Source organism: Cellulosimicrobium cellulans (assembly GCF_024124905.1).
GTDB classification, from domain to species: Bacteria; Actinomycetota; Actinomycetes; order Actinomycetales; family Cellulomonadaceae; genus Cellulosimicrobium; species Cellulosimicrobium cellulans_G.
In genome coordinates this window covers 757,336-776,220 of record NZ_JAMXST010000002.1, presented here as the reverse complement: position 1 = coordinate 776,220, position 18,885 = coordinate 757,336, and the positions used below count along the sequence as shown (strand labels likewise).

The window sequence follows — 18,885 nt, the reverse complement described above, 5'->3', positions numbered from 1 at the left end:
CCGTCGGACCGGTGCGTTCACGCTAACCGAGGGCGTCGGACGATCACGGGACGACACGCCCGTCGTCCTCAACCTCACCCGGAGGTCGAGGCCGGGGGTGTCACGCGCCGGAGAGCGTGACCAGTCCGGCGAAGCGACCCGTCGTCGTCCCGCCGCGCGCAGCGCGGCGGTGCGAGAAGAACCGGTCGTCCTCGATCGTGCACGCGTCGACGTGCACGACGTCCTCGACCCCCGCGGCGACGAGGTCGGCCACCACGCCGGCCGGCAGGTCGAGCGCCGGGGTGCCCCACGACGTCGTGGACCGCGTGGCCGGCCGCGCGAGCGCGACGTCGTCGCGCATCGTCGCGGGGACCTCGTAGCACCGGCCGCACGCGCTCGGCCCGACGGCGGCCCGGACGTTCCGGGTCCGGGCGCCCGCCGCGCGCATCGCCTCGAGGACCGCCGGGACGACGCCGTGCGCGAGCCCGCGCCGTCCCGCGTGGGCGACCCCGACGACACCTGCGTCGGCGTCCGCGAGGAGGACGGGCACGCAGTCGGCCACGAGCACGCCGAGCCCCACGCCCGGGGCGGTCGCGACGATCGCGTCGGCCTCGCCCACCGAGTCCACGGGCGCACCGTCCGCGTCCCGGGGCGGCGAGCCGAGCCGCACGACGTCCGTGCCGTGCACCTGGGAGGAGAAGGCGACCGGAGCCCCGAGCCACGCGGACGCGCGCGCACGGTTGCTCCGGACGCGCGTCGCGTCGTCGGTCACGTTGAGGCCGAGGTTGAGCGAGTCCCAGGGCGCCGGCGAGACACCGCCCGTGCGGGTCGTGAACCCGGCGCGCACGCCGGGACCGAGGTCGACAGCGAGCACGACGGGAGGGGCGGCGTCGAGGACGCCGCCCCTCCCGTCGGACGCAGGTCGGGTGCTCATCGGGTCCGGTCCCGGGTCAGCACCGGGTCACTTGAGGAAGTCGGGGACGTCGAGCTCCTCGACCTTGCGGCGCGCGGGCTCCTCGTCGAAGATCCGCGGCGGCACCTCGACGCCCGCGTTCTGGCCGCCCGGCACGGCGTCGGCGTTCTGGTTCGCCGCGTCGCCCGAGCCGACCACGGTGAACGTCGGGGCGGGCGACGGCTCGACGGGGACCGGGCCCGAGCCGCCGTCGAGCGTGACGGGCACGTCGTCGGCCTCCGGCTGGATCGGCACCACCGGACGGGGCAGCGTGTGGGCGCCCGTCGTCGGCGCCGGCGCCGGCGGCACCGGGCGCGCCGCCGGGACGGCCGGGATCGCGCTCGTCGCCGGGCGCTGCGCCCCGGCCACCTGGCCGAGCGCGCGGGCGTCGCCACGGACCTGCGGCGCACCACCGTCGAAGCCCGCGGCGATCACGGTGACGCGCACCTCGTCGCCCAGCGCGTCGTCGATCACCGCGCCGAAGATGATGTTGGCCTCGGTGTGAGCGGCCTCGTGGACGAGACGCGCCGCCTCGTTGATCTCGAAGAGCCCGAGGTCGGAGCCACCCTGGATCGACAGGAGGACGCCGTGCGCGCCGTCGATGCTGGCCTCCAGGAGCGGCGACGAGATCGCCATCTCGGCGGCCTGGACGGCGCGGTCGTCGCCCCGCGCGTTGCCGATGCCCATCAGGGCGCTGCCCGCCCCCTGCATGACCGACTTCACGTCGGCGAAGTCGAGGTTGATGAGGCCCGGCGTCGTGATGAGGTCCGTGATGCCCTGCACGCCGGAGAGCAGCACCTGGTCCGCCTGGTGGAAGGCCTGGAGCGCGCTGACGTTGCGGTCGGACATCGACAGGAGGCGGTCGTTGGGGATGACGATGAGGGTGTCGACCTCGTTGCGCAGGTTCTCGATGCCCTGGTCGGCCTGGACCGAGCGACGACGACCCTCGAACGTGAACGGGCGGGTCACGACACCGACGGTGAGCGCGCCGAGCGAGCGAGCGATCCGCGCGACGACGGGCGCGCCGCCCGTGCCGGTGCCGCCGCCCTCGCCCGCGGTGACGAAGACCATGTCCGCGCCGCGCAGCACGTCCTCGATCTCCTCGGCGTGGTCCTCGGCGGCCTTCTTGCCCACCTCGGGGTCCGCGCCGGCACCGAGCCCGCGCGTCAGCTCGCGGCCGACGTCGAGCTTGACGTCGGCGTCCGACATGAGGAGCGCCTGCGCGTCCGTGTTGATGGCGATGAACTCGACGCCCTTGAGGCCGACCTCGATCATCCGGTTGACGGCGTTCACGCCCCCACCGCCGATGCCGACCACCTTGATCACTGCTAGGTAGTTCTGCGGAGTTGCCACGTCAATGCCTCTCGATCGGTCAGCCCTGAACCTTCACCCTCAACTAGAGGGTTATAGTTATGTCAGGTCGTTCATGGGTCGACCGTAGGTGTCGACGTGCCCATCATCAACGACCGCCTCGCGCGTGTCGGGTATCGCCGTCCACGGCGCTCCCGTGCTGCTCACCGCGTCACCGGCATCGTGGGTGCCGAGACGTCGTAGAGCGTCACGCCCGCGTTCTCGGGGACCGCGCGCAGCGTCTGCAGGACGCGGACCTTGAGCGCCGCCTCCTCCGCGCTCCCCCACTCCACCACCACGCCGTCCCGCAGCGTCATCCGGACCGCGTCGCGCGTCGGGGCCGACACCTCGGCGACCTGCGCGTGGAGGTCGGCCGGCAGCGCGTTGAGGAGCACGAGCGCCGCGTCGAGCGCCTTGGCGCCACGGTCGTCGAGCGGGGCGTCGATCTCCGGCAGCCCCTCCGGGACGGCGGGGTCGGTGCGCACCTGCACGCCGTCCGCGTCGAGCAGCGCGAACCCGCCGTCCACCGGGACCGCGACCACCGGCTCGCGCGACTCGAGCAGCACGGTCAGCCCGGCCGGCCAGGCGCGGCGGATCTCGACGTCGCGGACGCCGTTGAGGGCCAGGACCCGCTCGCGCAGCGCGACCGTGTCGAGCCGCGGCAGCGGCACCCCGGCGGACTCCGCGACCACGGCCTCGACCTGGGCCGGGTCGATCACCGTGCCCTCTCCCGAGATCGTCACGTCCTCCGGGTCCAGCCCGAGCACCGACGAGAAGAACGCGACCCACACGAGCGCGGCCACCACGAGCGCACCCGAGACCCACCCGAGCACGCGCGTGCGCACGCGGTGCCGGCGCATCGCGTCGCGCTCGGCCAGCCGCTCGGCCATCCCGTGCGACACCACGCCGACCGGGGCGGTCGGCGTCCCGCGCGGGGCGGTCGGCGTCCTCGCGGAACCCCGCGGCCGCCCTCGGACGCTCTGCGGACCCGTCGCGGGCCCGCTCGCCCGGGGGCGCTCGGTGGTCGACGGCACGAGCTCGCGCCCGGCGGAGGTCACGCGGCGGACGGGCCGTGTGGGCGTCTCCTCGGCCGGCGCCCGGGTGACCGGCTTCGGCGTCCCCGACCGTGCCGGGGACGCGGGCCGCGCGGCGCTCGCCCCCGCGCCCGACCGGTCCGGTCGGGGTGCGGCGGGTCGGGGCCGGGGTGGCGGGCGCATCAGGCCGCGCCCCCTCCGGGAGCCCCGGCGCCGGCGGTCCGCTCGGCGATCCGCGCGAGGACCACCGCGCCCAGCTCCGTCACGTCGCCGGCGCCGACCGTGAGGACGAGGTCCCCCGGCCGCGCGGCGTCCGCGACGCGGCGCGCGGCCTCGACCCGGTCCTCCACGGCCGCCACCACCACGCCGGGAGCGTCCATCAGGTCCGTGATCGTGCGCGGTCCCACGGTCGGGTCGGGGTCCTCGCGCGCGGCGTAGATCCCCGTGACCACGACCTCGTCCGCGGCCGCCAGCGCCCGCGCGAACTCGCGCGCGAACGTCGCCGTGCGCGAGTAGAGGTGCGGCTGGAAGAGCACGAGCACCCGGCCTCCCGCGGCGACGGGCCGCGCGGCAGCCAGCAGCGCCGCGACCTCCGTCGGGTGGTGCGCGTAGTCGTCGACGACCCGCACCCCGCCCGCCTCGCCGCGCGCCTCGAACCGGCGTCCCGTGCCGAGGAAGCCGTGCGCCGCGGCGACGGCCGCCGCCGGGTCCACGCCGAGCACGACCGCCGTCACGACGGCCGCCGTGGCGTTCAGCGCGTTGTGGTGGCCGGGCACGCGCAGCCGCAGCTCGAGCCCGTCGAGCGTGGCGCCCCCGACGGCCCCCGCGAGCGCCGCGCGCACGCCCGCGCGTCCGTCGTCGGTGGTCGGGCGCACGTCCGACGCGCGCACGTCGGCGTCGGCGGCGGTGCCGTAGGTGACGACCGCGCCCCCGCCCGCGGCGTGGGCGGCCGCGAGCGCGCGCGCCCCGGCGTCGTCGGCGCACGCGACCAGCGTCCCGCCCGGGACGATCCGCGCCGCGAAGTCGACGAACGCCTGCTCGAACGCCGCGCGCGACCCGTAGTGGTCGAGGTGGTCCGGCTCCACGTTCGTCACGACCGCGACGTCGGGCGCGTAGTTGAGGAACGAGCCGTCGGACTCGTCGGCCTCGGCCACGAGGACGTCGGACCCGAGGTGCCCCCCGGCGACGGGCCCGTCCGCCGTGAGCACCGTGCCGCCGATCGCGAAGGACGGGTCGAGACCCGCGCCGCGCAGGACCGTCGCGATCATCGCGGACGTCGTCGTCTTGCCGTGCGCGCCGGCGACCGCGACCGAGCGCCCGTGGGCCATGAGCGACGCGAGCGCCTGCGAGCGGTGCAGCACGCGCAGTCCCGCGGCGCGCGCGGCCACGAGCTCCGGGTTCGACGCGCGGACCGCGCTCGACACCACGACCGTGTCCGCGCCCGTGACGTGGGCGGCGTCGTGCCCCGCCCAGACCTGCACGCCGTCGGACCGCAGGGCCTCGAGCGTCTCGCTCTCGCGCGCGTCCGAGCCCTGAACGCGGACGCCGTGCGCCGCGAGCAGTCGCGCGACCACCGACATGCCTGCGCCGCCGACCCCGACGAGGTGGACGGTGCCCAGCTCGTCGAGCGGGACCGGGGCGGAGTCGCCGTGCGTCGTCACGAGCGCGTCCCGGTCTCGTCGGCGGCGGCGACCGCCTCGGCGACGAGGTCGGCGACGCGCGCCGCGCCGTCGCGCACGCCCGCCCGCGCCGCCGCGCCCGCCATCGCGTCGAGGCGCCCCGGGTCGCCGAGCAGCGCCGGGACCTCGCGCGCGACCCAGGCCGCGTCGAGCTGTGCGTCGTCGACGAGCAGGCCGCCGCCCGCAGCGACGACCGGGCCGGCGTTGAGCCGCTGCTCGCCGTTGCCGATCGGCAGAGGGACGTACACGGCCGGGATGCCCAGCGCCGCGAGCTCGCCCACGGTCCCGGCGCCCGCACGGCACACGACCAGGTCCGCGACGGCGAGCGCGAGCTGCATCTCGGCGAGGTACTCGCGCACGTCGTACCGCGCGCCCGGACGCGCGGCGACCGCGGCCACCGCCGCGTCGCGGACGGCCGCGTCCTTCCCCTTGCCCGTCAGGTGGAGGACCTGCGCGCCCGCGCCGAGGAGCGCGTCGGCCGCCCCCGAGACCGCCTCGTTGAGGCTCTGCGCCCCGAGCGACCCGCCCGTGACGACGAGCGTGCGCCGACCCGGGTCGAGCCCGAGCCGCGCCGCGGCGTCCGCGCGCACGGCCACCGCGTCGGCCGCGCGGGCGGCCACGAGATCCTGGATCTCGCGGCGCAGCGGCAGGCCCGTCACCACGCCGCCCTTGAGCGGCGTGCCCTCGAACGTCACCCCGACGCGCGCGGCCCACCGGGCACCGAGCCGGTTGGCGAGGCCGGGACGGGCGTTCTGCTCGTGGATCACGACCGGCACGTCACGGCGGCGCGCCGCGAGGTACGCGGGCGTCGACACGTAGCCGCCGAATCCCACCACGACGCGTGCGCCCGTCTCGTCGATGACGGCGCCCGCGGCGTCGACCGCGGACTTGAGGCGGCCCGGGAGGTTGACCCACTCGGCGCTCGGCCGCCGCGGGAGGGGGACGCGCGGCACGTGCCGCAGGGGGTAGCCGCGCGCGGGGACGAGGTCGTCCTCCAGCCCGCCCGCGACCCCGAGCGCGGTCACCACCACGCCGGGCTCACGCGCCCGCAGCTCGTCCGCCACCGCCAGGAGCGGGTTCACGTGCCCCGCCGTCCCGCCGCCTGCGAGCACCACCGAACCGATCGTCGTCACGTACCTCGTCGTCCTTCCTTGCGGCGGGTGCCGCGTCCTGGCTGTGGTCTGAAGCTGTGGGCCGCCGGAGCCGGGCGTCGCCCGGTCCCGGGACCGGGGGTCATCGCGCCCGCCGCCGGGGCCGCGCCGCCCGGCCGACGACCGCGAGCGAGCGCCGCACGACGCTCCCCCGCGCCGCCAGCGCCTCCGCCGCGCCGGGCTCGGTGCGGGCGAAGGAGATGAGCACGCCGAGCGCGGCCATGGTCATGATGAGCGCGGAGCCGCCCGCGGAGACGAGCGGCAGCGGGACGCCGATCACGGGGAGCAGACCGATCACGACGCCGATGTTGATGAACGCCTGCCCGACGATCCAGCACGCGATCGCGGCGGTCGTGATCTTCACGAACGGGTCCGGGTGCCGCCGGATGATCCGGCTCGTCGCGACGCCGACGATCACGAACAGGCCGAGGACGAGCAGCGTGCCGAAGAGCCCCAGCTCCTCGCCGATCACGGCGAAGATGAAGTCGTTGTGCGCCTCGGGCAGGTAGCTCCACTTCTCGCGGCTCGCCCCGAGGCCGACGCCCGTGAGGCCGCCGGTGCCCAGCGCCCACTGCCCGTGCAGGGACTGGTAGCACTCGCCGAGCGTGTCCGTGCACTCACGGTAGGTGGCCATGATGCGCCCCAGCCGGTCGCCGCCCGACTGGTTGAGGATGAAGACGTAGCCCACGACGAACGCGGCGATGCCGGCACCGAGCGCGAGCAGCCGGCCGTCGGCGCCCGAGACGAAGAACGCGCCGGCGACGAGCGCCATGAGCACGAGGGCCGTGCCCAGGTCGTGTCCCGCCAGGACGAGCCCGATCACCACCACGGCGACCGGCACCGCGGGGACGAGCACGTGGCGCCACTGTCCGAGCAGCCGCTGCTTGCGCCCGAGCACCGCGCCGAGCCACAGCGCGAGGGCGAGCTTGGCGATCTCCGCCGGCTGGAAGCGGAAGGACCCGATCTCGACCCAGCCGATGTTGCCGTTGACGTTCACCGCGAGGGGCGTGAAGACCAACGCTTGGAGTGCGAGAGCCGCGACGAGCGCGGGCCAGGCGAGGCGCTTGTACCAGGCGATCGGGATCCGGGTCGCGACGAGCAGCACGGGCAGCCCGAGGAGAGCGAACCGGGCCTGGTCCAGGAACGCGCCGAACGGGGACTTGCCCGCCGCGATCTGGGTGACGGCCGAGCTCGAGAAGACCATGACGAGCCCGATGATCGTCAGCAGCGCGGTCGCCCCGACGAGGAGGTAGTAGCTCGTCACGGTGCTGTTCCACTGCCCGAGCCAGGGCCGCTCAGCCGGGACGGCGGTCGTGCGAGGGCGCGCCCCGCGGCCGACCGGCGGCTTCGCCCGGCCCCGTGCCGACTTCCGACCCGCGCCCGTGCGAGGGGTCGTGCGCGTCGACGGCGCCCCTCGTCCGTTCGCGGTCTGTGTCATGGCCGGACCGGCCTACCCGTGGTCGGGGCGCAGCGCGCGCGCCGCGTCGGCGAACGCGTCGCCGCGCGCCGCGTACGAGCGGAACTGGTCCATCGACGCGCCGGCCGGGGCGAGCAGCACCGTGTCGCCGGCCTGCGCGAGGCGGCGGGCGGAGTCGACGGCGCGGGGCATCACGGTCCCAGTGTCGCCAGGATCGACCCGCACGACCGGGATATCGGGCGCGTGTCGGGCGAGCGCGCCCGCGAACGGCTCCGCGTCCACGCCGATGAGCACCACGGCCCGCAGCCGGTCGGCGCGCGCGGCGACGAGCTCGTCGAACGAGGCGCCCTTGGCGAGGCCGCCCGCGACCCACACGACGGTCCCGGGCGCGAACGACGCGAGCGACGCGGAGGCCGCGTGCGCGTTGGTCGCCTTGGAGTCGTCGACGTAGGCGACGCCGTCGACCGAGGCGACCTGCTCGATGCGGTGCGAGCCCGTGCGGAACGCACGCAGGCCGTCGCGCACGGCGACGGCCGGGACGCCGTGGGCCCGGGCGAGGGCGGCCGCGGCGAGCGCGTTCGCGACGACGTGCGCGGGCACGACGCCGTCGGCCCCGGCCAGGTGCGCGAGGTCGCCCAGCGTGGCGAGCTCGGCCGCGTGCGTGTGCCGGTCGGGAGCGTCCGCGGGCGCGTGGAACGCGCGGTCCACGAGCACGTCCTCGATGACGCCGAGCTGGCCGCGCGTCGGGGCGCCGAGCGTGAAGCCGACGGCGCGCGCGCCCTCGACCACGTCGGCCTCGCGCACCAGCGCCTCGGTGCGCGGGTCCGCGGCGTTGTACACGCACGCCACCTGCGCGTCCTCGAAGACCCGGCCCTTGTCCGCCGCGTACGCGTCGATCCCGCCGTGCCAGTCGAGGTGGTCCGGGGCGACGTTGAGCACCGCGCCCGCCTCGGGCGACGTCGTGTGCGTGAAGTGGAGCTGGAAGCTCGAGAGCTCCACGGCGAGCACGTCGAGCGTCGGGTCCAGCACGGCCTCGACGACCGGCGTGCCGACGTTGCCCACCGCCGCGGCGCGCAGGCCCGCGGTCCGCAGGATCGTCTCGAGCATCTCGACGGTCGTCGTCTTGCCGTTCGTCCCGGTCACGGCGAGCCAGGGCGCGGGACGCCCGGACGGGCCGTCGACGCGCAGGCGCCAGGCGAGCTCGACCTCGCTCCACACCGGGACGCCCCGCTCGGCCGCCGCCACGAGGAACGGGTGGCTCGGCGGCCACCCGGGCGAGACGACGACGAGATCGGTCGCCGCGAGGTCGACGTCCTCCGCGGCGTGCAGGTCGGCGTCCTCCGCGCGGTCGTCGAGCGTGACGACGGCGGCGGCCCGGGTCGCGAGGGCGGCGGCGGCCGCCCGGCCCGAGACGCCGAGGCCGGCGACGACCACGCGCGCCACGTCGAGCGGGACCGCGAGGTCGTGACGGTCGCGTGCCACTAGCCGACCACCCACTCGGCGTAGAAGATGCCGATGCCCAGCGCGGCGAACAGCCCGGCGATGAGCCAGAAGCGGATCACGATGGTGACCTCGCCCCAGCCCGACAGCTCGAAGTGGTGGTGCAGCGGAGCCATCTTGAACACGCGCCGACCGGTCATCTTGAAGAAGCCGATCTGGATGACGTCGGAGAGCACGATGATGACGAAGAGGCCGCCGATGATGAGCGCGAGGAACTCGGTCCGCGTGAGGATCGAGAGGCCGGCGAGCGCGCCGCCGAGGGCGAGCGACCCGGTGTCGCCCATGAAGATCTTCGCCGGGCTCGCGTTCCACCACAGGAAGCCGAAGCACGCGCCGACGATCGCCGCGGCCACGATCGCGAGGTCCTGCGGGTCTCGCGTCTCGTAGCAGCTCGGACCGGCCGAGGCGAGGCGCTGGCACGTCTGGTTGAGCTGCCAGATCCCCACGAGCACGTACGAGCCGAACACGATGAGGGACACGCCCGTCGCGAGGCCGTCGAGGCCGTCCGTGAGGTTCACCGCGTTCGACCACGCCGTGATGAGGAAGTTCGCCCAGATCACGAACAGGATCAGCCCGACCGTGGCGCCCGCGAACGCGAGGTCGAGGTTCGTGTCGCGCAGGAAGGAGATGCGCGTGGACGCCGGCGTGCGGCCGTGCTCGTTCGGGAACTGCAGCGCGAGCACCGCGAACGCGATGCCGACCGCGCCCTGGCCGATGATCTTCGCGCGGGCCGTGAGCCCGAGGCTGCGCTGCTTGCGGATCTTCGTGAAGTCGTCGAGGAAGCCGACGATCCCGAGCCCCGTCATGAGGAACAGGACGAGCAGGGCGGACACGCTCGGGAACCGCCCCGAGACCACGTACGACATCGCCCAGCCGAGCAGCGTCGCCCCGATGATGACGACCCCGCCCATGGTGGGCGTCCCGCGCTTGGTGAAGTGCGCCGTCGGGCCGTCCTGGCGGACGAACTGCCCGTAGTTGCGGTGGACGAGGAACCGGATGAACAGCGGCGTGCCGAACAGGGCGACGAGCAGGGAGACGCCCGCCGCGACGATGATCGCGATCATGCGCCGTCACCTCCGGACGTGTCCGCGCCGGCCGCGGCCAGCTCGTCACCGAGCCGCCACAGGCCGGACCCGTTCGAGGCCTTCACGAGCACGACGTCCCCTTCCCGCAGCTCGTCGCGCAGCAGCGCGGACGCCGCCTCGACGTCGGGGACGAACCGCGTCTCGTCGCCCCACGACCCCTCCTGGGTCGCGCCGTCGTGGATCCCGCCGGCGCCCTCGCCGACCACGACGAGCAGCTTGACGTTCAATCGGACCACGAGCCGGCCGATGTCGTCGTGAGCGACGCGCGAGTCCTCGCCGAGCTCGAGCATCTCGCCGAGCACCGCGACGGACCGCCGGTCGCGCCCCGCCATGACCGCCAGAGCCTTGAGCGCGGCCCGCATCGAGTCGGGGTTGGCGTTGTACGAGTCGTCGATCACCGTCACGCCGTCGGGGCGCTCGGTGACCTGCATCCGGTGCGGGCTCAGCGCGCGCGCGTCGGAGAGCCGCGCGGCGACGTCGGGCAGCGCGACGCCGAGGCGCAGCGCCGCCGTCGCGGCCGCGAGGGCGTTCGTCACGTGGTGCTCCCCGACGAGGCCGAGGGTCACGCGCGCGTGCGCCTCCGCGCCCGTCGCCCCGGACGCTCCCGGGCGCACGCGCAGCGTGAACGACGCACGGCCGGTCCGGTCGATCCCGAGGTCCTCGGCGCGCACGTCGGACGCGGGGATCGTCCCGAACGTCACGACCTCGCCCGGCGCGGCGTCGGCCATCGCGGCGACGCGGAGGTCGTCGGCGTTGAGCACCGCGACCCCGCCCGGGGCCAGGCCCGTGACGATCTCCGCCTTCGCGCGCGCCACGGCCTCGATGCCGCCGAACTCCCCGAGGTGGGCGCTGCCCACGACGAGGACCACCGAGACGTCGGGGGGCGCGATGCGGGTCAGGTAGGTGAGGTGGCCGACGCCGCTCGCCCCCATCTCCAGCACGAGGAAGCGCGTCGAGTCGTCCGCCTCGAGCACGGTAAGCGGGAGACCGATCTCGTTGTTGAACGAGCCGCGCGGCACGACCGTCGCGCCCTCGGGCCGCAGGAGCTGCCCCAGCAGGTCCTTGGTGGTGGTCTTGCCCACGGAGCCGGTCACCGCGACGACCCGCAGATCGCCACGCTCGCGCAGCGTCGCGAGCACGTGCCGGGCGAGCTCGCCCAGAGCGGTCTGGACGTCGTCGACGACGACGCACGGCACGTCGAGCTCACGGGCCGCGAGGACCAGGGTCGCACCGGCGGCGACCGCCCCGGCCGCGTAGTCGTGGCCGTCGACGTGCTCGCCGGGCAGCGCGACGAAGAGCGATCCCGGCTCGACCCGGCGCGAGTCGACGACGACGGGCCCCCCGACCCGCGCCTCCGGGTCGGCGGCCAGCCGTCCGCCGGTCGCTGCGGCCACCTGCGCCGCAGTGAGCTCGATCATGCGTGGTGCTCCTTCAGGTCGTCGGGGGTTCCGTGGGGTGCGCCGCCCGCGTCCCGCTCCTCGAGCGCGGCGCGCGCCTCGACACGGTCGTCCAGGGCGTGGTCGACGCCGGCGATCTCCTGCCACACCTCGTGGCCGCGGCCCGCGACGAGCACCGTGTCGTCGGGGCCGGCGGCGGCGATCGCCTCGCGGATCGCGCGTGCGCGCGGCGCGACCTCGAGCACCACGACGTCGCGCGCCTCCGGGGCGGCGGCTGCCGCCGCGCGGGCGGCGAGGGCCCCGGGGAGGACCTCAGCCCGGATCGCGGCCGGGTCCTCGCCGTGCGGGTCGTCGTCCGTGACGACGACGACGTCGGCCCCCTCGACCGCGACGCCGCCCATCGTGGGCCGCTTGCCGCGGTCGCGGTCGCCCGTGGCGCCGAACACGACGACCAGACGACCGGGCGTCGTCGGGCGCAGCGCGTCGAGCGCGAGCGCCAGCGCGTCGGGGTTGTGGGCGAAGTCGACGACGACGCGCGGGCGGTGCGGAGGACGCGAGACGAGCTCCATGCGTCCCGGGACCGCCGGGGTGAGCCCGCCGGCCGCCTCGAGCGCCGCCTCCAGGTCGCGCGGGTCCGTGCCCGCCTCGAGCACGAGCGCGAGGGCGAGCGCCGCGTTGGCGACGTTGAACGCACCGGGCAGGGCGGTCGTCGTGCGCACCCTCCGCCCGTCGCGGTGGCGCAGCGTGAACGCGGAGCCCCCCGCCGCCGACGGCTCGACGTCGTGCACGGTCCAGTCGGCGGCAGGCTGCGCGTCCGCGGCGTCCTGCGTGCCCACGCGCAGCGACGCGACCGGGATGCGGGCCGCCGCGACCATGCGCTCGCCCCACGCGTCGTCCACGACGACGACGCCGCGGCGCGCGTGCTCCGGCGTGAACAGGAGCGCCTTCGCCTCGAAGTACTCCTGGAGGTCGCCGTGGAAGTCGAGATGGTCCTGGCTGAGGTTCGTGAAGCCCACGACGTCGAACACGAGGCCGTCGACCCGGTGCAGCGCGAGCGCGTGCGACGAGACCTCCATCGCGAGGGTGCGCACCTCGTCCTCCCGCATCGCCGCGAGCAGCGCCTGCAGGTCGGCGGCTTCCGGGGTCGTGAGGCGGCTCGGCAGGACGCGGTCGCCCGACCGCATCTCGACCGTGCCGATGAGGCCGCCCTTCCAGCCGAGCGCGCGGAGCGCGTGGTCGACCAGGTAGGTGGTGGTGGTCTTGCCGTTCGTGCCGGTCACGCCGAACGTCGTGAGGTCCTGCGCGGGGCTGCCGTAGACCCACGCGGCGACGGGGCCGAGCAGCGCGCGCGGGTCCGCGGCGACGAGCACCGGGACGCCCAGGTCCGCCTCGGCCGCCAGCGCCGCGCCCTGCTCGTCCGTGAGGACGGCGTGCGCCCCCCGCGCGACGGCTGCGGGCGCGAAGCGCGCCCCGTGCGCCCGGGCACCGGGGAGGGCGACGAAGAGGTCGCCCGCGTCCGCGGTGCGGTCGTCGGAGGCGACCCCCCACACCTCGACGGGGCCCGGTGCCGACGGCGCTGCGGGCCCGTCACCTGCGCGGACGTCGAGGCCGAACCGTGCTGCCAGGTCCTCGACCGACCGACGGGTGGTCGCGGCAGGACGAAGGCGGTCGATCGGGGATGTCACGTGTAGAACCTACCGTGCCGCGACCGCCACCCCCGCAAGCCGTCCCGCCCTCGCCGCCGCTCCGGACCATGATTCACCGGACCTCCACGGACGCCGCCCCGGACGGAGCGACGGGCTCGCCGGGCGGGGCCGACCGACGAGGTGAGGTTCACCACGTCGTCGGGAGCGGCACGTACGGCTCCGTGCTCGGCTGCACGCCCTCGTGCTCGAGCGTGAAGCCCATGATCTCGCTGAACACGGGTGCCGCGACGACACCGCCGAAGATCGACGAGTGGGGGTCCTTGAGGAACACGGACACGGTGTAGCGCGGGTCGTCCGCGGGCGCCACGCCGATGAACGACGCCATGATCGAGGACAGCCTCCCGTCGGAGCCGGCCATCTGCGCCGTGCCCGTCTTGCCGGCCACCCGGTAGCCGGGCACCGCGGCGCTGGAACCCGTGCCCTCCTCGACGACCGACTCCATCATGTGCAGCACCGTGTCCGCCGTCTCCTGCGAGACCACGCGCACCGGGGCCGGGCGCTCGGCGGGGACGAACGCTCCGCGCTCGTCGGTCGTGCCGGCGACGATGCTCGGCGTCGTGCGGACGCCCCCGTTCGCGATCGTGGAGAAGACGCTCGTAGCCTGGATCGCGTTCACGGACACGCTCTGGCCGAAGAGCACGGCGTACTCGGTGCGGCCGTCCCACGCGTCGGCGGGGTGCAGGATGCCGGCGGACTCTCCCGGCAGGCCGAGGCCGGACTTCTCGCCGAACCCGAACTTGTGCAGATAGTCGTAGCGCACCTGCTTGGGGATCTTCTCCCCGACCTGGACGGTCCCGGTGTTCGACGACTCGGCGAGCACCCCGGCGAGCGTGAGCCGCTCCACCGGGTGCTCGTGCGAGTCCCGGAAGGTCTCGCCGTTGGGCGTCGTGTAGAGGTAGGGCACCTCGAACTGGGTCGCCGGGTCGGCGTACCCGCCCTCGATGGCGGCGGCCATCGTGACGACCTTGCCCGTCGACCCGGGGTCGAACACGTTCGACACCGCGCGGCTCGGCCGCGCGACGGCGTCCGTCGTGCGGTCGTTCGGGTTCACCGTGCCGGAGTCCGCGAGCGCGAGGACCTCGCCCGTGCGGACGTCCTGCACGACGGCGATCGCGTACTCCGCGCCGGTCTCGCTCACGGCGCGGTCCACCGAGTCCTGCGCCTTCCACTGCACGTCGCGCGCGACCGTGAGCTGCACGTTGCGCCCGGGCACCGCCTCCACGACGTCGCACCGGCCGGTCGGGATGACCTGGCCGCCCAGCCCGGCCTCGCACTCGCGCGACCCGGAGACGCCGGCGAGGACGTCGTCGTAGGACGCCTCGACCCCGCCGCCGCCCGCCTGCTCCTCGTTGACGAAGCCGACGAGGTTGCCCGCGACGGTGCCCGCCGGGTACGTCCGCTCGCTCGTCATGGTGGTGCGCACGTAGGCGGAGAGCCGGAGGTCGGCGATCTGGCGCTGCACCTCGGGCGTGACGTCCTTGGCGAGGACGACGTACCGGGACGTCCCGTTGAGCTGCGCGGCGAGCTCCGGGGCGGACCGTCCGAGGATCGGGGCGAGCAGCTTGGCCACGCCCACGGCACCGCCCTCCTCGAGCGGCTCGCCGTCGACGAGGTCCGCGGTACGGGGCGTGAAGTCGGCGATCGTCTTCGGGTCCGCCGCGACCGTGTACCGGTCCACCGAGGTCGCGAGCACCACGCCGTCGGCGTCGGTGATGTCGCCACGGTGGGCCAGGAGCGTCGAGCTGCGCGTACGGTCGGCGCGCGCGTCCGCCGCGAGCGCCGGCCCGCGGAGCACCTGGACGTTCACGAGCTGACCCACGAAGACCGCCGTGATCACGCCGGCGACCACGATGAGCCACCGCTGGCGCCGCTCGGGACGCCCCGGCTCCCGGCTCGCCCGCGCGGGGCGGGCGGGCGGGCGGGCGCCGTCCCGCGGGGCTCGGGAGTCGGTGCCCCTCGACGACCGGGCGGACGCGGCCACGCTCCGCGTGCCGTTCGCCGGCGTCCGCGACCCGGTGCGCGCCGCGCCGCCCGCCGCGGCCCGGCCCGCGCCGGAAGCACCGCGGCCTCCCGGCGAGGGCCGGGAGGCCGTGGGGGCGGGTCGGGTCCGCTGCGTGCTCGCTGCGGGTCGCGACCGGCGGTCGCGTCCCGCTCCGGCGTCGCCCGTCACTGCCCGGCCTCCTCCAGCACGCCGCCGACGACCGTGCCGTCGGACAGCCGGAGCATCGCGGGGTCCTCCGCGGGAACCATGCCGAGGGACGCCGCGGTGTCCGGCAGCGAGGTCTTCCGGGCATCGACCTGCGCCTGCAGGCTCTGCGTGTCCTGGGCCACGCGGCTCACCTCCCGGCGCAGCTCCGACATCTCGTAGGAGTTGCGCGCCATCGTCGTGTTCACCAGGAGAGCACACAGGAGCGCGGCACCGAGGATCGACATGCAGACGACGAGGAACGGGATCTTGGACCGCGCCTGCAGCGGCGCGCGGACGATCTCGAGCCGCGAGCGGAGCGCGCGCTCGGACGCGCCACCCGGCAGCGCCGTGAGCGACGGGCGCGGTGCCGGGCGCGCCGTGCGCGGGAGCGGGCGGGCGGCGGTCGACCTCTGTGCGCTCATCGTGTCCTCTCCCCCGGGTCGTGCGGTCGGTCGGTCTGGCGGTGCGTCGGGCGCCGGTGCTGCGGCGTGGGTCGGGTCCGCTCGGCGGCGCGGAGCCGGACGGACGCGGAGCGCGGGTTGGACTCCCGCTCCTCCGCGGGTGCCTCCTCCGCGCCCCGGGTGAGGAGCCGCAGGTAGGGCTGGTCGTCCTCCGGCACCACGGGCAGCCCGGGCGGGGCGCTGACGGTCGCCCCCGCGGCCAGCACCCGCTTGACGATCCGGTCCTCGAGCGAGTGGTACGACTCGACGACGATGCGTCCCCCGACGGCGAGCACGTCCACCGCGGCGGGGACCGCGCGCTCGAGGACCTCGAGCTCGCCGTTCACCTCGATCCGCAGCGCCTGGAAGGTGCGCTTGGCCGGGTTCCCGCCCGTCGTGCGCGTCGCCGCGGGGATCGCCCCGCGGACGACCTCGACGAGCTCGGCGCTGCGCTCCCACGGGCGCTGCTCGCGACGTCGGACGATCGCCCGGGCGACGCGCTGCGCGAACCGCTCCTCGCCGTAGTCGCGCAGGATCCGCGTGAGCGCGCGCTCGTCGTAGGTGTTGAGGACGTCGGCGGCCGTCTGGCCGGTCGTCGCGTCCATGCGCATGTCGAGCGGCGCGTCGTGCGCGTAGGAGAACCCGCGGTCCGCCTCGTCGATCTGCAGCGACGAGACGCCGAGGTCCATGAGCACGCCCTGGACCGGCCCGCCGACGACGTCGGCCACGACCTCGCCGATCTCGTCGTAGACGGCGTGCACCGCGCGGAACCGGTCGCCGAAGCGCTCGAGACGGCGCGACGCGCGCGCGATGGCCTCGGGGTCGCGGTCGATGCCGACGACGCGCGCGGTCGGGACCTGCTCCAGGACCGCCTCGGTGTGCCCGCCCATCCCGAGCGTGCAGTCCACGAGGACGGCGCCGGGCTGCGCCAGCGCCGGAGCGAGGAGGTCGACGCACCGCTGGAGGAGGACCGGGACGTGCCGCTCGGCGGCGTCGTCGGGAGTGCTCGTCATGTCCGTCTCCTCTCCGTGCTGGTCGGTGGCCGGGTGGCGCGGGACGCGCCGCCGGGTGGTGCTCCTCGTCGGCCCGGCCCCGTACGGTCAGGTCTCCCTCCGCGTCCTTTCTGGCGCCGGGGAAGTGCGTCAGACCGGGCGGGAGGAGGCCTCACCGTGCGGGAGCCGGGGGTGACCCTAGAAGCGCAGGTCCGGGAACACCTCCTCCGCGGTGTCGGAGTACGCCGACTCCTGCTCCGCGAGATACGTCTCCCACGCCTGCGCGTCCCAGATCTCCACCCGCGTGCCGGCGCCGATCACGGCGACGTCGCGGTCGAGCCCCGCGTACGCCCGCAGGGGCGCGGGGATCGAGACGCGTCCCTGCTTGTCCGGGATCTCGTCGCTCGCCCCCGAGAGGAAGACGCGCAGGTAGTCCCGGGCCTGCTTGCTCGTCACCGGCGCCTGCCGGATCTGGTCGTACATGCGCCGGAACTCGTCCATCGGCAGCAGGAACAGACAGCGCTCCTGCCCCCGCGTCATGACGAGACCCGGTGCGAGCCGCGACCGGAACTTCGCGGGGAGGATGAGCCTCCCCTTGTCGTCCAGCCGTGGCGTGAAGGTGCCCAGGAGCAGGCCGGAGGAACCGCCGAGCACGTCGTCCACGAAACCGGACATGCACCAGGCACCTCCTCTCCTGCTCCCTTCTCCTCCACGGTACTCCACTTCCCTCCACCGCTCTCGGTGAATCCACCGGCTTTCACCCGCCTTCGCAGGATCTCCGCAGGTCAGGCGCGTGGAGCGCGGTGGAGGGGAGTGCTCCCCATGGCGCGTCGCGGCGGCGGCCCGCCCGCAGGCCCCCGCGGCGGGCGCGCGCCGGCGCGGCGCGTCCCGCTCGCGCGACGACGCTCGGCGCACGGCTGGCGGTCCACTAGGCTCTTTCCCACCCGCGGTCTCCCTGGTCCGCGGCCCTGCGCCACCGACGACGGAGGTCTCCGTGCTCCCCGACATCGCCCCTGTCGCGCCCTCCGACGAGCCCGGGGGCAGCCCCCTCGCGGGACTCGACGAGCTGGTCGAGACCACGGGCCGGATCCGCTCCGGCATCGAGTCCGTGGTCACGGGCCGGCCGGACCTCGTGACGGTCACCGTCGCCGTCCTCCTCGCCCAGGGTCACCTCCTCATCGAGGACGTCCCCGGCGTCGGCAAGACGACGCTCGCCAAGGCGCTGGCCCGCACGATCGACTGCAAGGTCGGCCGCATCCAGTTCACGCCGGACCTCCTGCCGAGCGACCTCACCGGCGTCAACATCTACCGCGCGGCGAACCACGAGTTCGAGTTCCGCCCCGGCCCCGTCTTCTCGAACATCGTCATCGGCGACGAGATCAACCGCGCCTCGCCCAAGACGCAGTCGGCGCTCCTCGAGTGCATGGAGGAGGGACAGACGACGGTCGACGGGACCACCCACCCGCTGCCGAGCCCGTTCCTCGTCGTCGCGACGCAGAACCCCGTCGAGATGGAGGGCACCTACCCGCTCCCGGAGGCGCAGCGCGACCGCTTCATGGCGCGGCTGACCGTCGGCTACCCCGACGTCGACGCCGAGCTCCGGATGCTGGACCGGCAGGAGTCGGACAACCCGCTGGCGCACCTCCGCCCCGTGACGACCGGCGCGGCCGTCCTGCGGTTCGCCGAGGTCGCGCGGGCCGTCTACGCGTCCACCGCCGTCAAGCGGTACGTGCTCGCCCTCGTCACCGCGACGCGCGAGCACCCGGGCCTGCGGCTCGGCGCCTCGCCCCGCACGACGCTCCAGCTCCTGCGCGCGGCGAAGTCCCTCGCGGCCATGGCGGGGCGCGACCACGTGCTCCCCGACGACGTCCAGTACCTCGCCGTCCCCGTGCTCGCGCATCGCCTCGTCATCACGACGGAGGCCCGGCTCTCGGGCCAGGACGCCGAGGCCGTCGTCGCGTCGATCGTGGCGCAGACGCCGATCCCCGCCCTGGACGCGACCGAGCGACGCTGAC

The 18,885-nt window shown here is 75.3% G+C and carries 15 protein-coding genes; 1 reads left to right on the top strand and 14 read right to left on the bottom strand.

The window, feature by feature from the left end; genetic code table 11:
• Positions 1-100: 100 nt before the first annotated feature.
• The 14 genes from pgeF to mraZ form a co-directional block, all read right to left on the bottom strand.
• Positions 101-913, bottom strand: coding sequence for a peptidoglycan editing factor PgeF (gene pgeF, locus NHH00_RS08445; protein WP_253051372.1), 813 nt, complete (start codon positions 911-913; stop codon positions 101-103).
• Positions 914-940: 27 nt separating this feature from the next.
• Positions 941-2,284, bottom strand: coding sequence for a cell division protein FtsZ (ftsZ, locus tag NHH00_RS08440; protein ID WP_253051371.1), 1,344 nt, complete (start codon positions 2,282-2,284; stop codon positions 941-943).
• Positions 2,285-2,445: 161 nt separating this feature from the next.
• Complete coding sequence (locus NHH00_RS08435) at positions 2,446-3,171, bottom strand: cell division protein FtsQ/DivIB (protein WP_253051370.1); 726 nt, start codon at positions 3,169-3,171, stop codon at positions 2,446-2,448.
• Positions 3,172-3,497: 326 nt separating this feature from the next.
• Positions 3,498-4,976 carry a UDP-N-acetylmuramate--L-alanine ligase gene (murC, locus tag NHH00_RS08430; protein WP_308202279.1) on the bottom strand — a complete coding sequence of 493 codons (1,479 nt, stop codon included), beginning with the start codon at positions 4,974-4,976 and terminating at the stop codon, positions 3,498-3,500.
• Positions 4,973-6,127 (bottom strand): undecaprenyldiphospho-muramoylpentapeptide beta-N-acetylglucosaminyltransferase, encoded by a 1,155-nt coding sequence (gene murG, locus NHH00_RS08425; protein ID WP_253051369.1) that lies wholly within the window; start codon positions 6,125-6,127, stop codon positions 4,973-4,975. The genes murC and murG overlap by 4 nt, the downstream gene beginning before the upstream one ends.
• Before the next feature lie 100 nt (positions 6,128-6,227).
• Positions 6,228-7,409, bottom strand: a complete 1,182-nt coding sequence (gene ftsW / locus NHH00_RS08420; protein WP_253051368.1) for a putative lipid II flippase FtsW — start codon at positions 7,407-7,409, stop codon at positions 6,228-6,230.
• 186 nt (positions 7,410-7,595) lie between these two features.
• Positions 7,596-9,044 (bottom strand): UDP-N-acetylmuramoyl-L-alanine--D-glutamate ligase, encoded by a 1,449-nt coding sequence (gene murD / locus NHH00_RS08415; protein WP_253051367.1) that lies wholly within the window; start codon positions 9,042-9,044, stop codon positions 7,596-7,598.
• Complete coding sequence (mraY, locus tag NHH00_RS08410; protein ID WP_253051366.1) at positions 9,044-10,126, bottom strand: phospho-N-acetylmuramoyl-pentapeptide-transferase; 1,083 nt, start codon at positions 10,124-10,126, stop codon at positions 9,044-9,046. Before mraY ends, murD begins: the two co-directional genes overlap by 1 nt.
• Entirely contained in the window at positions 10,123-11,565 is a 1,443-nt protein-coding gene (locus NHH00_RS08405; protein WP_253051365.1) for a UDP-N-acetylmuramoyl-tripeptide--D-alanyl-D-alanine ligase, read from the bottom strand. Before NHH00_RS08405 ends, mraY begins: the two co-directional genes overlap by 4 nt.
• Positions 11,562-13,229 carry a UDP-N-acetylmuramoyl-L-alanyl-D-glutamate--2,6-diaminopimelate ligase gene (locus tag NHH00_RS08400; protein WP_253051364.1) on the bottom strand — a complete coding sequence of 556 codons (1,668 nt, stop codon included), beginning with the start codon at positions 13,227-13,229 and terminating at the stop codon, positions 11,562-11,564. The genes NHH00_RS08405 and NHH00_RS08400 overlap by 4 nt, the downstream gene beginning before the upstream one ends.
• Before the next feature lie 148 nt (positions 13,230-13,377).
• Positions 13,378-15,087, bottom strand: coding sequence for a peptidoglycan D,D-transpeptidase FtsI family protein (locus tag NHH00_RS08395; protein WP_253051363.1), 1,710 nt, complete (start codon positions 15,085-15,087; stop codon positions 13,378-13,380).
• A gap of 329 nt (positions 15,088-15,416) precedes the next feature.
• On the bottom strand, positions 15,417-15,860 hold the full coding sequence (locus tag NHH00_RS08390) for a hypothetical protein (protein WP_253051362.1): 444 nt from the start codon (positions 15,858-15,860) through the stop codon (positions 15,417-15,419).
• A complete protein-coding gene (gene rsmH, locus NHH00_RS08385) occupies positions 15,857-16,891 on the bottom strand; it encodes a 16S rRNA (cytosine(1402)-N(4))-methyltransferase RsmH (protein ID WP_253051361.1) in 1,035 nt (344 codons plus the stop codon). Before rsmH ends, NHH00_RS08390 begins: the two co-directional genes overlap by 4 nt.
• Positions 16,892-17,068: 177 nt before the next feature.
• Positions 17,069-17,503 carry a division/cell wall cluster transcriptional repressor MraZ gene (gene mraZ / locus NHH00_RS08380; RefSeq protein WP_031316739.1) on the bottom strand — a complete coding sequence of 145 codons (435 nt, stop codon included), beginning with the start codon at positions 17,501-17,503 and terminating at the stop codon, positions 17,069-17,071.
• A 361-nt stretch (positions 17,504-17,864) separates the two neighbouring features.
• Here mraZ and NHH00_RS08375 point away from each other — a divergent pair, with 361 nt between their 5' ends.
• Positions 17,865-18,884 (top strand): AAA family ATPase, encoded by a 1,020-nt coding sequence (locus NHH00_RS08375; protein ID WP_374614614.1) that lies wholly within the window; start codon positions 17,865-17,867, stop codon positions 18,882-18,884.
• Position 18,885: the final 1 nt, after the last annotated feature.

Coding starts and splice junctions, on each gene's coding strand:
- NHH00_RS08435 (WP_253051370.1), bottom strand. CDS start 3,171: ATGGCCGAGCGGCTGGCCGAGCGCGACGCGATGCGCCGGCACCGCGTG.
- mraY (WP_253051366.1), bottom strand. CDS start 10,126: ATGATCGCGATCATCGTCGCGGCGGGCGTCTCCCTGCTCGTCGCCCTG.
- NHH00_RS08390 (WP_253051362.1), bottom strand. CDS start 15,860: ATGAGCGCACAGAGGTCGACCGCCGCCCGCCCGCTCCCGCGCACGGCG.
- pgeF (WP_253051372.1), bottom strand. CDS start 913: ATGAGCACCCGACCTGCGTCCGACGGGAGGGGCGGCGTCCTCGACGCC.
- rsmH (WP_253051361.1), bottom strand. CDS start 16,891: ATGACGAGCACTCCCGACGACGCCGCCGAGCGGCACGTCCCGGTCCTC.
- NHH00_RS08405 (WP_253051365.1), bottom strand. CDS start 11,565: ATGATCGAGCTCACTGCGGCGCAGGTGGCCGCAGCGACCGGCGGACGG.